Here is a 15,417-nt window from a genome sequence, read left to right as displayed (position 1 = left end):
TCGACAGCATCTTGGCCCTAGCTGAGCACTTACTACCACTGACACGATGGCAACCGGCGCAATGTCGACGTTGGACCCTGGCATGGGCACGGAACGAGGCGGTCAAGGCGCTGTGTGAGTGGCCGCGTCCTGACTGGCCGAGCTGCCGCATCCGTAGAACCGGACGACTGGACCCGAAAGCACATCGGGGCGAGGCTACAGCCGGACCGACCTCCTTGCGTTTGGGCCGGCTGGCCACGAAGAGCTCAACTCGTCGCGAGTGAGGCCTGATTCGAAGACCTGATCGGTCGCGCACCGACTCCAATCACGTCTGGCGTGCGAAGCACCCAGCCGGCCGATCGGGTGGCGAACCGAGTATGCGGAGAAGCTGTGCCCGACTGCGGGCACAGCGCCGGCAGTCCAGCTAGGTCTCCCGCTTCCCGCACGTCGAGATCTGCGGGGACATCGCGGTGGCCGGACTGCTGGTTGTTCAGAGCAGTCGGACAGCTAACGTCCCGATCCTGGGGCCTGCCGCCAGGAAAATCCGGAGGTCCGCGCACCACATTGGCAGATCGGTTTCGGCAGGAAGAGCCATCAGCCCCACGACGGCGAGCACCTCTCTCCATGGCCGTGTGTCGTCACGACTCGCCTGCTCGAGCACCTCCAGTGGATGTTCCACGCCGTTCGACGATGGCCCAAGCAGCGAAATCAGGTGCGGCCATCGGATGGCCAGCGCAGCAAGTTTTGCTATCTGCTCAGCCGACGGCGCCATCCGGCCGTCAAGACGCTGTCGTTGCGCGACGAATGTGTAGAAGCGGAACAGATTGATGTACCGCTTGATCTCGCGTGGCGTCGTCGCGGCAAGGCTCGGCAGCGCTGCCGCGATGGCGTCCGCCGCATCGGCGTCGCGATAGAGGTCCTTGAGAACAGCCTCGACAGCGGCAATGGTTTCCGGACGCAGAGGATCGGTTGGAGCGTTCGGAATCAGCAGCTGTTGAGCGGCACGCGCTGCCTCCGGCAGAGTTGTGGGTGAAGGAGTGTGGAGCCGGATCTCGGCAGTCAGCCGTCGCACGAGATCCAGGTCGAGCATGCCAGGGTTGTCTCGTTCTGCGGCGGCGGCCGATGGCTCCCGCGACTGCTGCGTGTGGTTCCGCGCGCTTGCTCCGACGTCAGCATCCTCACGGCGTCGTGGCTCTGGCTGATGAGCCGGAGCGAACATCGCAGCGGCAGGCGGTGGGCTGGGTCTGTTGGCTCGTAGCTGGCCTCGGGCGTAGTTTCCGATGCCACCCAAACCTCGGGGAGCAGGCAGGCTCAGCGGCAGTTGGATGATCTTTTCCAGGAAGCGCCAGCCGAGCGTGGCCCAGTCGCCCCGTGCGTGGCCGACTTGGAGGGCCGTGTTCAGATCTCTGTATGCGACTTCGATGTGAGCGGCCACCACTCGTGGTTCCATCGCGATGACGAAGACGCAGTTCGGAAACTCACCGGCGAGAAAGAGATTGACCGCTTCGATGACCTGGACGACGGTGCCTGGTGTACATCGGTCGAGATCGTCGACGAACACGACCAGTGGACGATCCTCTGTCGCGACCAGGTCGAGGACTCGTTTCATGTCCATATGAACGAGGTAGAGCAAGCCCGACTTCGGTCCGTAGCCGGGTTCTGGAAACAGGTCGAGTGATCCCTTCAGCTCGTCGCCCACAACGCGGCCGAACCCTCCGGCTGCGGGACCCTGGATAAGACCGCCCAATGGACCAGCTGCAGCTTGGCCGAAGAAGCCGTACGTCCGAATGGCCGAGCCGACGATCCCGGCTGAGGTTGCGATCGCGACGATCCCGCTTGTCGTGGGACCCAGCGGGATGCTCGCGCCGGACAATTTGGCCAGCAGCAGTACGACGAAGGCGACCGCGATTCCCGCTGCCACGCCCAACACGACTGGCAGCAGCCGTTCGAGGATCGTCCGGTACACACGGCGCCGGACGGCGACGCGGTCCATCCGAGCGAGGTTGAGTTTCAACCAGAATCGTTCGCGGTCTCCGACCGGCAGACGCGCGGTGATCTGAGTGATGATTTCGTGGGCGAGCCCGGACCAGATCTGCTCGCCGCTCTGGTACATCCAGGGGTTGAACCAGACCGTCGCGCGCCAATCCTTGGGATCCAGGCCGCTGGTTTGGCCACGTTGTTCGGCGCGCAGCAGGGGAATCGGCTCCGCGGCGCCGAGGGGTTCCTCAGCCTGCAGCAGCGCCTCACGAACGCTCACCGGTTGAGTCTGCGCCGCCGCCTCTCGTCTCCGGCGGCGAAACCAGAACCGCTGTCGGTCAGGGGCAGGCCTTTCCATCAGAACCGCTCGTGACGTCGGGTCGAGTTGTATGGGGCGCGGAGTGCGGGCGCCCGGTGGCGACGTGCCGAACGGATCCTCGCCCACTCCTGGATCGAGCCGTTTCTGCACCATCCGCATGAGCGAGGTCTTGCCGGCGCCCCACGGAGCCTTGACCCCGATGGTCAGGGGCGGCTGAGTCAACTCGTGCTGGATGAATGATGCGATCGCGTTGGCATAGGGGGCGTGCTCGAGCTCATCCTCGGTAGTCCAGAAATCTCGCGTCAGCCTCGGTTCCGGAAGGTGATCGCGCCCGGACAACCAACGATGTACTTCTTCTTGGAGTGCAAGCCGCGCTTCCTCCCCCTCTCTGTTCGCCAATTCCGCTGCCGCGAACCGCTGTACGGGCTCGTCGGTGAAGTACACGCGGCCGTCAGGTCGCTCTACCATCAAGCCCTGACCAACCAGTAGATCGAGCATGCGCGACGCTTCGGCGCGGTCGGAGTCGGTCAACCGCACAGCGATCCCCACATCCAGTCCCTCGGTGTCGATCAGCGCTGCCCGGCGAAACAGCTGTGCGGTTTGTGGATCCAGTTCGCTGTACCGGAACGCGACCAAGCCGATCATGCGGTTCTGCACACTGTCAGCGTCACGGAATTCCTCGGGACGGTGTTGCGCCTCTTCGATGAGCTGACCGACCAATGGATTGCTGTCGGCGAATGCGGCGAACCAATCGCCGGCCGCGTGCGGGCTCGGTGCCGGTGATGTCACGCCGCCGGAATCGGTCGCAGTGCGCAACTCAGACAGCAGCACCCGCGCGGACTCGGGTAGCGACGGTGTGATCGTGTCGAGCCAGGACACGATGGCGTCGGCTCGGATCCCTTCGCAGGCAACCCAGTCGATCTGGTCGTCATCATCGCCCTCCTGCCACGTTGTGCCATCCAGACACAGGAGATGTCCGGCCTCGTCGCGTCTCGGAACACCGACGTGATGCAGCGCTACCATTTCCCACTGGTCGTTGAATATCGGTGAACCGGAGTTGGCCACGCCTTGATCGGTGTCGTACTGCACAAACTGATCGAGTACGAGTACCAAACGGTTTCCCCGAGTCCACAGCTCTTTGAGGCGACCGTACGGGTGCCCGATCAGGTTCAGATTCTCCCCAACCAGGACCGAACCGCGGATCGGGACCAGAAGCTGGCGCCCGAACCTGTCACCGGGAAATTCTCCTTCGTTGTCCGGATGCAAGAGGACCAAGGAGGCGTCCAAGTGCCGGTCACCCACCATGAACGAGTCAGGATTCAACAGGAATCGCCTCGTCGGTTTCGGCACGCCGTCGGGGCCAACCTCGGCATCGAACTCGACGACCACATCGCGAGCTGTGTCCGTGTCGGGAAGGACATGCCAATTTGTCATCAGCAGCTTACGGGTGACCAGAATCCCCGTCCCTATCGGCACTTCCTGGCCCATACGACGAAGCGAAATACGGGCGACGCATTGCGCGGCCCGAGCAGCGCGCGACACCCACGCAGCGGAGGTGTTGTCCGAGGCTGCGATTACTCGCTCGAGTGATGGCAACGTCGAGGTGGCACTCGACGCGGCAAGTTGGATGACCACACTGGCAGGGACAGCGCCACTGGCCAGGAGCCGGTCTGCCCGGGCTTCGATGTCATCCGGATCGCCTATGATGCCCGTCTCACTGTCGGATCGCGACCGTTCGATCTCGTCACGGAACGGCCCACTCTCTTCGAACCGGCGCGCCGCGTCGTCCGCATTGTCCCAGCGAGCAGCCTCGGAACCGCTAGATGCCATGACCTCGCCTCCTCCTGGTACTGCAATTATCTGCTCCGCAGTAGATCGGGCGACAACTCTTGGTGCGTATCCGCGATACAAAGGGTGCGTTGACGAGAGCTGATCCAATTATTATCCCATCAATATCTTGAGGCCGCGTCCAATCCACCGACCTCAAATAGACGTTATTGAAAGTAGGGGTGACAGCATTAACCGCGCCGCCGGAACACGGGCATATCGGATCGCCCGCCTCGCGGCCGGGGACAGCCTGGCGCTGCCTCAGGAGTTGGTCGGGTTTCTCGACCACCTCCGGGCCCTCGGGGTCGACGAGCGGATCGTCCAGGTCGAACGCGACGGCTGGATCCCGCTGGTCGCGCGTTCGCCGGAGCGCGTCCCGGGTTGGATCACACGCAAGCGGAAACAGATCGCAGACCCGCAGCGCATCGACTTCTCCTGATCGGCCCGTACTCGACCGGTCGTGGATACAGAACAAAGCCCATGTGATCGCCCAGCGAAAGGCGGTCGATGACTGCGTCACCGCCGGAATCGGGAATGGTCACGACGTGATTGTCACCCCGCTTGGTCGCCTGGCGCCATGACACCACCGCCGAAGAAGTCGAGTAGTGGATTACGCGCGTGATCATCGCCGCTGGTTACGACAATCAGAGTCTCGAACAGTGGCCAGCCCGTTGTACCGACGAAGCGAGGAGGCTTCCATGACCACCAGGCCAGTGCACAGCACATTCCGGATTTCGTCGGGTTTTCGAACGCCGGACCGACCTGACCATGACGGTATCGATATCGCCGCACCGGCAGGCACACCGATCTTCGCACCGGTCGACGGTGTGGTCGTCGAGGGTGCGGAACGCCCACCGGGGTCGGTGTCGGGGTTCGGAAACTGGGTGTGGCTGGATGCACAGGACAGCCGCGGTGTTGATCTGATCTTCGGACACATGCGTCATGCGAGCATTCTGGTGAAGCAAGGCGACCGGGTCCGGGAGGGCGAACAGATCGCGAGTGTGGGGTCGGAGGGCCAATCGACCGGTCCGCATCTGCATTTCGAGGTGTGGGGCCCGCCCGGGCGCATCGGCGGTGAACCGAGGAATCCGCAGCGTTTCCTCGAGGGTGCAGTCGACCCCGGCACGCAACCCGACCCCGGTATCGACGGGTCGAGCCCGGAGGCCTTCCCACTGCCGCGAGGGTTCTTCTACGGACCGCTGGAGGGCCCCGCCTCGTCGATCTCCGGGCGTCACGGCAGCGAACGGCCCGAGTGGATTGCGGGCTTGAAGCGCTGGCAGCAGGCGCGGGGCCTGCCACAGACCGGTGTTTACGACCAGACAACCGCCGACGCGGCGCGTACGGTTCAGTTCGCGAATGGGTTCACCCCTGATGGACTGATCGGCCCGGCGACCTGGCGGGCGGGATTCACCAGCACCTCGCCCGGGGAGCGTCCATCGAGGATGCAGCTGGTCGATCACGCCGCGGCGCGCCCCGGGGCGCAGGCAGTGAAGGCCGACGGATACCACGGGGCTGTTCGCTACCTGGTGGACTCACCTGAACGCGGCCTGATCAACAAGAAACTCACTCCCGAGGAAGCCGCAGGGTATCTCGATCTGAAGATGCCCCTTGTCAGCAATTGGCAAAAGGGAAAGAACGCCACTGCCGATTGGCGCCGCGGGTTCGACGGCGGTGTAGCCGACGCCGAGGCCGCCGACGCGTGGCACCGGCACTGCGGCGGCCCGGCCGAGGCTCCGATCTTCTTCTCCATCGACGACGATCTGTCGCTGTCCGAGTGGAACAGCATGGCCACCCACTATCTGCGCGGCGCGGCGTCGGTGCTGGGCAAGGAGCGCGTCGGCGCGTATTGCAAATACCTGGCGTGCGATTGGGCAGTCGAGGACGACGTCGTCGGCACGTGCCGCGACGGCAGCGGAAAACGGTTCCTGTGGCAACCCAACACCTGGCTGGGCGGTAGGCCGCTTGGCACGATCTCCGATCACGCCTGCCTGTTCCAGCGGCTCATTCACCCGCGCGACAACGTCAAGGTCGCTGGGATCAACGTCGACGTCAACGACACCCTCACCGCCGACTTCGGGCAATGGCAATACGCCGCCCAGCCCGTTACCCCAGAACCGATCGTCGTTCCCGGCCCGATTTCGGTGCGCGAACCCGACGGCTACGACATCGCCTGGCACGCCGGGCCGGGCTCCCGCTCCGGGCATGGCCCATACAAGCGGATCTACCTGCACACCACAGAGAATCAGGACTGGATCAGCCGCGCCGAAAACGTCGCCGACGGTCAAGCGGCCAGGCAGGACGGGTCGTATCACTACATCGTCGACGACAACCACATCATCCAGACAGTCTCCACGAAGAACGCCTCCTGGAGCGTTCCGGTGCGCGGCGTCAACGACGAGAACCAGGATTCGGTGCATATCGCCCTCGTCGGGACCTCCGGCGCGATTCCACGGTGGACCACCAGTCCAAGCCCCAATGTCGAATCGAACCCGAAGCAGCGCTCCGTGTGGCTCGAGCACGACAAGATGCTCGACATGGTGGCCTTCACCATCGCCAAAATATCCGAGGAACACCACATCCCGATCGAGCGGGTCGACATCGCCGGTGTCGGAAACGACATGCACGGCGTCTCCAGCCACAACAACTACACCTACGGTTCCGTGAAACTGAGGGGCTTCAAGGACGGCACCCACTGGGACGTCCCCGACACCTTTCCCTACGATGTCGTCCTCGCCGCGGCAAAGCAATACGCGGGCATCCCCGACGACCCGGACCGTTTCCCACTTCCGAACGGGCACTACTGGGGTCCCTTGTCCGGGCCGCAGGAGTCGTGGTCGAACAGGTTCGGCAACGAGCCGCAAGCGTCGAAGGACGGCTTGCGCCGCTGGCAGGCCGCCCTCGGAATCGCACAGACCAGCGTGTACGACGACGCCACCCGCGACGCTGCGACCGCGATGCAGAAGGCAAAGGGCTGGCCGGTCACCGGCCATGTCTACGCCGGTGAGTGGTACGGCGTCATCAAGGACGGCTGGCGGTTGCCTGCCCCCGCTGCCGTCCCCACCGGCACACGCAAGATCACCAACGCGACCGGCCCCGGCCACACCGACCAGTTCGGTATGGCCGCAACCGATCTCGGGGTGATGACCCGTACACCCTCGGGCCGGATTCTCGCCGTCTTCGGCGATACCTTCCGCGACCCGATGGTCGGCAGTGACGACTGGCGCTCGCCGGTCGCGTTGTACTCCGACACAACGAATTTGGACAACGGAATCGTGTGGCACGAAGCCGCGGGACCGGTTCCGAACTACGCCCAGCAACTGTGGCCCTACGACCACGAGGGAGGGACGACGGCGCTGCCCTCCGACGTCATCACCATCGGCCAGGACATCTACCTGCACGTGATGATCAACCAGGGCCTCGGCAACGTGGTGCGCACCGAGATCTGGACGTCGAGCGACAACGGAAAGTCCTGGCGGCACACCGGTGCCCAGTTCGACGCCGGCCTGCACAACGGGTTCGCGCAGCTGTGGACCTGGGAACGCGACGACGACGGGTGGGTGTACGTCTTCTCCACCGGATTCCAACGCGACAAGGGGGTCATCCTGCGCCGCGTCCGCCAGGACCGGATCACCGACCCCGGCGCATACATCGGCTGGGGTTGGCGCGACGGCAGCTGGAACTGGGGAAACCCACCGACACCGGTACTCGAAAGCCAGCCCTCCGCGGAAAAGTTCGGCGAGATGTGCCTGCGCAAAATTCAGAACAAATGGGCTCTGGTCAACTTCGACGCCTCCACCACCGGTGGCTACGATATCGACCTGCGTCTGCTCGACACTCCCACCGACAACCTCTACCTGGTGCCGAAGACGACACCCATTCGCGGGTCGGCATGGGGAGAAGAGGGCAATGACAGGGTCGCGCAACTCTACGGCCCGTGCATCATCCCCGGATCCACCCTCGACGCCGGCCTACACCTGTTGGTGTCGCAGTGGAAGACCACCGAAGGATGGCCTTACCGCGCAATGCACTTCAAGATTCCCGTCCGATAGCTGGCGGGATCGGCGAGTATTTCCACCAGGTTATGAGCAGGTCCGACTTCAGCTAGTCGGGCGACGTGATGTCGCGGAGGACTTGCTTGGCGCGCTCGATTCCGGTGTGGCCGTCGAAGTCCGGCCAATCGTGATAGTGAACATGCGGATTACGGATCAGGAACTCGGAGACGACCTGCATGGTTCGGACGGCCTTGACGAAGTCGACGCCACCGAGTCCCGTCGGCACGGTCATTCGGCCGACATTGCCGAGCGGGCCACCGAGACCACCACCGAGGATGTTCGATTGCAGGAACTGCAACACCGCAACCGCAAACGGCACCGTCAGCTCCGCGTGGACGAGTAGGTCGTAGAACTGCTCGAGCAGCGTGTCGTTAGTCGTCGTCGCATACATGTCACCGTCGAGCACGAAATCGAAGGTGCGGTCGCGGAATTCCTGGGGCGTGTAGTCGCCGGAGATTCCGGCCCCCGGCGGGTTGTTACCCAGCAGCGTGCGTCCCGGCGGACGGCACGGCGACCCGAAGGTGATCACGCGCCGCAGATCGTCCGCTCGGTGCGCGAGCGGCCCGCCGTCCGTCATGAGCATCATCAGCCGCACCACAACTTCCGCGCCTTGGCTGTATCCCGCGAGGATGAAAGGGCCGGGATTCAGCAGGATCAGCCTGATCCCCTCCCCGACGCCGAGCGCGACCGACTCCCGGTAGCTGGTGTGCGGGTCCGGATTGAGAAATCCACTGGCGGGGTACGCGACCGGTTGATTGCGGACCCGGCGCTCGCCTTCGAGCGCCGAGCCGACGTCGAACGGTGGTCCCTGACTCCAATGGCCCCACGTGCCGGCGAAACTGTAGTACAACGGCAGGGTCCCGGCTGGTGGAAGCCGGTCGAAGTTCAGTCCGAGCTTGCGCAATGTCGTTGTGTCGGCCGTGCCGGGTTCGGCCACATCGAGTCCCGCCCGGCGCTGAAACTCCGCGACGACCGTGGCCGTGGCTGGGCCGTATTCCCCGTCTACGACCAATCTGGAGTAGAGGGGGTAGTCACGGTTCAGCGTCGCCTGGAGCACCCCGACGAGGTCTCCACGATCTCCGGGCCTGAGTACCACGGTCATCGGACCAGCCCGCCGACTCTCAATGGCAACACCCCGCCGTTGTTGCGCTCGAGACCTGTCACCCTGATCTCCTTCATCATGGCGCACGCCCCACACAGCCGGATCAGATCGTGCAGATCTCCGGAGAACTTGTCGACGCAGCACATTTCCTGTGTGCGCAGCGGTCCGGTCACGACCTTTCGCCATCGCTTGATCGCCACGATCGGAGACCTTTCCAACCTGATGTCGCAATGAGGCCGACTCGGGAACCTGATCGGCTCACGCGCAGAACTCACGAAATCGAACGAAGGAATGTGACCGGCACGCCCTCTGTAAGGGCAGTCCGCACCTAAGGGGAGGGACCAGAAAAGTTGGGCGGAGATCGAGAGCTAGCCTCTCGGCCATCATCCACCCAAGTTCGACTGATGGATAGAGGTCGAGACCGATTTGTTGCTATGAACTAACTTGCCTGCGGCACAGTGTGATCAACGTTGCCGCTGACATGTGAACTCGCGACACTCACGCCTAGGACCAGTGGATCTTCTCCGATCAGCCCAGCGGACGCTCCGATCATCGGGTCGGAGGCACCGGATGGGACTTCGACACAGGCCTAGGGTGCCGAGCAGGCGGCAGCATCCAAGGCGCGGGAGCCTGCGTGGTAGCGGTCGTCCATCAGGGCTTGGTTGAGGGCGATGGCGATGCCGCGGCCTGTCGTGGGGACTACGCCGTCGCAGGTCACTGTGCCCGAGGTGATTCGTGCCAGGCCGAGGCCGTATGCCCATGTATATCGAACCGCTCTCGTCACACGCGCTGGCCGTGTAAGGCGGGGGTGGCCGCCCTAGTGGGTTCAGTAGGCCCGGGAGAAGATCACCCGTTTGCCGTAGGACGCCGGTGCGTCACAACGAACGCACTGGCCGCTTTCGGCGTCTCCGGCCAGCGGCACACACCGCGGCGTCGCCGCCGTGAGGGCCTTGATGTCAATCTCACACTGTGGTTTACCGCAGTGCAGGGCCAACGCCCAACCCGTCGCGACGGCCGCCTCGAACGCCGCCCAATCGTCGACAGCGATGGTGTTTTCCTCGCGGAACGCGGTCGCGCGAGCGAGTAGATACGCCTGGAAATCGTCGAGGATCCCAGGCATGAGGTCAGGCAGGGTCACCAAGTCGACCGACTGCTTTCCCTCCTCCCCCAAGCGCCGAACCATCACCGCTGTCCCGGCAGCGAGATCGCGCGGGCCGAGCTCGACGCGCACAGGGACACCGCGCATCTCCCACTCGTTGAACTTCCAGCCCGGCGTCTGGTCCCGATCATCGACGTACACGCGGACCCCAGCGGACCGAAGCTTGCCTGCCAGTTCATCGGCGGCCGCGACGACAGCGGCCGCGGTATCACCGCGCATGATCGGCACGATGACGACCTGGTGCGGCGCCAGGCGCGGCGGCAGCACCAGGCCGCGGTCATCGCCGTGGGTCATCACGACGCCGCCGAGCATCCGGGTGCTCATTCCCCAGGATGTCGTGTGGCAGAATGTGTCTCGCCCATCGGAGGCGGCGTACCGGATTCCGAATGCTTGCGCGAAGTTGGTGCCCATGTAGTGCGAGGTCCCGGCCTGCAACGCCTTGCCGTCCCGCATCATCGACTCGATCGTGATCGTCTCGACAGCGCCCGCGAAGCGTTCACCGGGGGTCTTCTCACCCGGCACGACCGGCATCGCCGCCAGCTCCCGGGCAACGGTCTCGTAGATCCCGAGCGCCAACTCCATCTCGACACGAGCCTGCGCCTCGTCAGCGTGCGCGGTATGGCCTTCCTGCCACAGGAATTCCGTCGTGCGCAGAAACATTCGCGGGCGCATCTCCCATCGAACAACATTGGCCCACTGATTGAGCAACAACGGCAGATCGCGATGGGAGCTGATCCACTTCGCCATCATCTCGCCGATGATCGTCTCGCTAGTAGGTCGCACGACAAGTGGTTCTTCGAGCTCCTTGCCGCCCGCGTGCGTGACCACCGCGAGTTCAGGCGAGAATCCCTCGACGTGGTCGGCTTCACGTTCGAGGTAGGACTGGGGAATCAAGAGCGGAAAGTAGGCGTTCTCGTGACCGGTCTGTTTGATACGCCGATCGAGCTCGGCCTGTAGCAGTTCCCAGATCCTGTACCCGTACGGTCGAATGACCATGGTGCCTTTGGCCGGTCCGCGGTCGACAAGGGCAGCCTTCAAGACAACGTCGTTGTACCAGATGGAGAAATCTTCGCTCTGGGCGGTAACTCCGCGCTCATCCCGTGCCATACCGACAAGGCTAACGCCCCCCACCAGCGAATTTACTGGTCCCGGTTCACCAGCGGACCTGCGGATTTCGCGCCAAGCGAGTACGGCCGCGCGAGGGATAGAAGGGGTCGCGACGATCGAGCGTCTGCTCGACGCCGGAGCCGACATCGACGCGGTGACCGAGAAAGGGATGCCAGCGACCTACTGGGCAGCTACGGCCACCAGCGGCGACCCAGTAGGGGCGATTCGCCTGCTACGCGCGCGAGGTGCTGACCCGCGGCGCGAGACGATCCAAACCTACTTCAACGAGTGCCCTGGCATCCGGCATCTCCCGGACCGCTACCGGGATGGACCCGCTCGGGCAAACGCCTGGAGCGGAGTCAAGACCTCCGCGCTCCGACCATGCGGAGGGCGAGTTCGACATATCCCGCAGCGATGACATCCGCGTCGGAGTAGGTCTTGGAAGGAAACCATCGGCTGACATCGACTCCGAGTGAGGTGATTGCCAGCGTTGCAACCCCAACATCGACGGGATCGAACTCACCTGCCGCAGCGCCGGTTTCGATGATCTCGGAGAATACGCGAGACGTCGACCGGCGGATTTCAGCGATGACGGCGAAGTGCTCGGGCGACAGCGAGCGTAGTTCGTATTGTGCAACGCGCGCGCCGGTGTGGTTGTCGGCGTGCCACATGACGTAAGCGTTCACCGTCGATATCAGCCGCTCAGTTGCCGAAGCCCCGGCGTGTGCGGCGGCGGTGACCACGTCCAGAACAGAACTGTGCCCTTCCAGACTGATGGCGTAGAGAAGCGCTTCTTTGGTCTTGTAGTGCGGGTACACCGCTCCGGGACTCAAGCCGATACTGGCGGCGATCTCGCGCGTACCGGCCGCACCGTATCCCTTGGCAGCGAAGACCTCGATGGCCGCGGCGCGTATCCGCGCGGACGCCTTGGAGGTACCTAGTTCATCGCGCACCGCTGATCGTGATACGTCCACAGGACTCCGCCTCTCGGTCCATGGGGTTGACATGTCGCCCTCCTCCACGCAGGATATGCGATCGTATAGAAACTATGCAATCGCATAGCCATTCGTTTGCTTCATCGCACAGCACCGCGACCAAGTGACCTCACCCTGTCCCGTCCGGCACACACCCTGAGGAAATGTCATGTCCACACCGATGTCCCGCCGCGATCTGGAGTTCCTGCTCTACGAGTGGCTCGAGGTCGACTCACTGACTACTCGCGAACGCTTCGCCGACCACTCACGTGAGACGTTCGACGCGGTACTGGATTTGAGCGCGAACATCGCCCAGAAGTGCTTCGCGCCGGTCAACAAAAAGGGCGACAGGAACGCGCCGTACATCGGTGCAGCGGGCCAGGTGGTACTGCCGAGCGAGATCAGCGACGGCCTCGACCAGTTCCGCAGCGCAGGGCTCATTGCCGGGTCGTTCGACGAAGCTTTGGGGGGCATGCAGTTGCCGACTGTCGTCAACCGCGCGTCGATGACCTGGTTCCAAGCCGCCAACGCGGCGATGTCCTCCTACTATTTCCTCACTGCCGCCAATGCAAGTCTGTTGGCGGAGTACGGCACCGCCGAGCAAATCGATACCTGGGTCCGGCCGATGCTCGACGGTCGTTTCACCGGCACGATGTGCCTGTCCGAGCCCCAGGCCGGGTCGTCACTGGCCGACATCACCACCAAAGCCGTCGCGGTGCCGGACGGCACCTACCGGATCACCGGCACCAAGATGTGGATCTCCGGGGGTGACCACGAGCTGACCGACAACATCGTTCACCTGGTGCTGGCCAAAGTTCCCGGTGGCGGAACAGGGGTGAAGGGCATTTCGCTGTTCATCGTGCCCAAGTATCTCGCCGACGGAACGCGCAACGACGTCGCACTGGTCGGCCTCAACCACAAGATGGGCAACCGCGCCACCACGAACGCACTGCTCAACTTCGGAGACGGAACCTTCGACCCCACTCCGGAATCCGGCGCGGTCGGCTACCTCGTCGGCACCGAGCACCGCGGGTTGTCCTACATGTTCCACATGATGAACGAAGCCCGCATCGGTGTGGGCCTACTGGCCACCGCGCTGGGGTACGCCGGCTACCTCGCCTCCCTGGAGTACGCGCGCACTCGCGTCCAGGGCCGAGCGATCGATGACGCTGCCTCGGCCGCGGACAGCAAGCCCGTCGCCATCATCGAACACGCCGACGTCAAACGGATGCTCTTGGCCCAGAAGTCCTACGTCGAAGGCGCGCTGGCTCTCGGGCTCTACTGCAGCAAACTCGTCGACGAAGCCGCTACAACGACCGGGCCCGAGCGCGATCGAGCGAACCTTCTCCTCGATGTCCTCACTCCCATCGCGAAGAGCTGGCCGTCACAGTGGTGTCTGGAAGCGAACAGTCTCGCGATCCAGGTCCACGGCGGTTATGGCTACACCACAGAGTTCGATGTCGAGCAGTACTACCGCGACAACCGGCTGAATCCCATTCACGAAGGGACGCACGGTATCCAGGGCTTGGATCTGCTGGGCCGCAAGGTCACGATGCACGACGGTGCGGGCCTGGCCCTGCTCGCCGACACCATCAGCGACACCATCGACCGCGCCTCCACCGCGCCGGCGCTGTCCACCTATGCCGATGATCTGGGCAAGGCGCTGAATCAATTGGTCGCGGTCACCGCACGGATCTGGTCTGTCGACGACCGTGCCGCCTCGCTGGCCAACGCGAGCATCTACCTCGAAGCCGCCGGGCACATCGTGATCGCCTGGATATGGCTCGACCAGCTGCTCGCTGTCGGCGACCTGGACGGGGCCTTCTACGACGGCAAACGCGTCGCGACGCAGTACTTCTTCCGGTATGAACTGCCCAAGGTCGCCGCGCAGCTGACACTGCTGGCGCAGCTCGACCGAACCACCCTCGATACCGACCCGACCTGGCTGTGAGCCTCGTTCACCGCACCACCTCGACTACGTCCCAGGAGAATTCGATGTCCCTACTCGAAATGTTCGACATGACCGGCAAGGTCGTCATCGTCACGGGCGCATCGTCCGGACTCGGAGTGTCATTCGCTCAGGGGTTCGCCGAGGCAGGCGCCGACCTCGTTCTCGCGGCCCGCCGTGCCGACAAGCTCACCGAGACAGCGGAATCCGTGCGTGCAGCCGGTCGACGAGCTGTCGTCGTTCCCGCCGACGTCTCGGCACCCGAACAGTGCCAGGCTGTCGTCGACGCGGCCATCTCGGAGTTCGGTCGCGTCGATGTCCTGATCAACAACGCCGGCGTCGCCTCCGCCCACCCGGCGACCCGGGAGACCCCCGACCAGTTCCGCGCGGTCATCGACGTCAACCTCCACGGCTCCTACTGGATGGCGCAAGCCTGCGGCCGCGTCATGCCGGCCGGCGGCTCGATCATCAATATCTCGAGCATTCTCGGACTCACCACCGCGGGCTTGCCACAGGCCGCCTACAGCGCCAGCAAGGCCGCCATCATCGGACTGACACGGGATCTGGCCCAGCAATGGGGATCCCGCAAGGGAATTCGCGTCAATGCGCTGGCCCCCGGGTTCTTCCGTAGCGAGATGACCGACACCTACGACGAGGGCTACGCCGCGTCCCTGATGCCCCGGGTCGTTCTCGGGCGGTACGGCCACGGCGAGGAAATCGCGGCAACCGCGGTATGGCTCGCCTCTGCCGCCGGCGGCTACGTGACGGGGCAGACCATCGCTGTCGACGGCGGCGTCACCATCACCTGAGCTCGCCGACCCCGAGCATCGCACTCTCTCCCCTGGCAGATCGCTGCGCGGCGGCAGGCAACAACCCATCCTCTCCACTTCCTGCCATTGGCAGGTCGACCCGGCAGAAGGGCCATGCTCCCCGAGGAACAAGGACTGATCGATCGGTTTCGGCAGATCCGTCA

The 15,417-nt window shown here is 64.1% G+C and carries 7 protein-coding genes; 3 read left to right on the top strand and 4 right to left on the bottom strand.

Going from position 1 to position 15,417, the window contains the following annotated elements:
- Positions 1-469 precede the first annotated feature (469 nt).
- Entirely contained in the window at positions 470-4,105 is a 3,636-nt protein-coding gene (locus ACWF99_RS11780) for a P-loop NTPase fold protein (protein ID WP_452535830.1), read from the bottom strand.
- A gap of 695 nt (positions 4,106-4,800) precedes the next feature.
- On the opposite strand from ACWF99_RS11780, the gene ACWF99_RS11775 reads away from it, so the two are divergent.
- Positions 4,801-8,151, top strand: coding sequence for a DUF4185 domain-containing protein (locus ACWF99_RS11775; protein WP_452535829.1), 3,351 nt, complete (start codon positions 4,801-4,803; stop codon positions 8,149-8,151).
- A gap of 52 nt (positions 8,152-8,203) precedes the next feature.
- Here the strand turns inward: ACWF99_RS11775 and ACWF99_RS11770 are convergent, their stop codons facing one another.
- The 3 genes from ACWF99_RS11770 to ACWF99_RS11760 all read right to left on the bottom strand — a co-directional run bounded on the left by ACWF99_RS11770 (position 8,204) and on the right by ACWF99_RS11760 (position 12,496).
- Positions 8,204-9,352, bottom strand: a complete 1,149-nt coding sequence (locus tag ACWF99_RS11770; protein ID WP_452535828.1) for a peptidoglycan-binding protein — start codon at positions 9,350-9,352, stop codon at positions 8,204-8,206.
- A gap of 730 nt (positions 9,353-10,082) precedes the next feature.
- The gene (gene proS / locus ACWF99_RS11765; RefSeq protein WP_378628363.1) at positions 10,083-11,522 is read right to left on the bottom strand and encodes a proline--tRNA ligase; all 1,440 of its coding nucleotides are present in this window, start codon (positions 11,520-11,522) and stop codon (positions 10,083-10,085) included.
- Positions 11,523-11,881: 359 nt separating this feature from the next.
- Positions 11,882-12,496 (bottom strand): TetR/AcrR family transcriptional regulator, encoded by a 615-nt coding sequence (locus tag ACWF99_RS11760; RefSeq protein WP_452535827.1) that lies wholly within the window; start codon positions 12,494-12,496, stop codon positions 11,882-11,884.
- A gap of 169 nt (positions 12,497-12,665) precedes the next feature.
- Between ACWF99_RS11760 and ACWF99_RS11755 the strand changes: the two genes are divergently transcribed.
- A complete protein-coding gene (locus ACWF99_RS11755; protein ID WP_378627991.1) occupies positions 12,666-14,447 on the top strand; it encodes an acyl-CoA dehydrogenase in 1,782 nt (593 codons plus the stop codon).
- Between the two features lie 44 nt (positions 14,448-14,491).
- A complete protein-coding gene (locus ACWF99_RS11750; protein ID WP_378627990.1) occupies positions 14,492-15,253 on the top strand; it encodes an SDR family NAD(P)-dependent oxidoreductase in 762 nt (253 codons plus the stop codon).
- Positions 15,254-15,417: the final 164 nt, after the last annotated feature.

Source organism: Nocardia sp. NPDC055002, from assembly GCF_053608825.1.
The sequence above is the reverse complement of the archived record's forward strand: the minus strand, read 5'-3'. Positions and strand labels throughout refer to the sequence as shown.

What these genes read in the sequence shown, in the direction of transcription:
- ACWF99_RS11780 (WP_452535830.1), bottom strand. Translation starts at nt 4,105, where the DNA reads ATGGCATCTAGCGGTTCCGAGGCTGCTCGCTGGGACAATGCGGACGAC.
- ACWF99_RS11775 (WP_452535829.1), top strand. Translation starts at nt 4,801, where the DNA reads ATGACCACCAGGCCAGTGCACAGCACATTCCGGATTTCGTCGGGTTTT.
- proS (WP_378628363.1), bottom strand. Translation starts at nt 11,522, where the DNA reads ATGGCACGGGATGAGCGCGGAGTTACCGCCCAGAGCGAAGATTTCTCC.
- ACWF99_RS11755 (WP_378627991.1), top strand. Translation starts at nt 12,666, where the DNA reads ATGTCCACACCGATGTCCCGCCGCGATCTGGAGTTCCTGCTCTACGAG.
- ACWF99_RS11750 (WP_378627990.1), top strand. Translation starts at nt 14,492, where the DNA reads ATGTCCCTACTCGAAATGTTCGACATGACCGGCAAGGTCGTCATCGTC.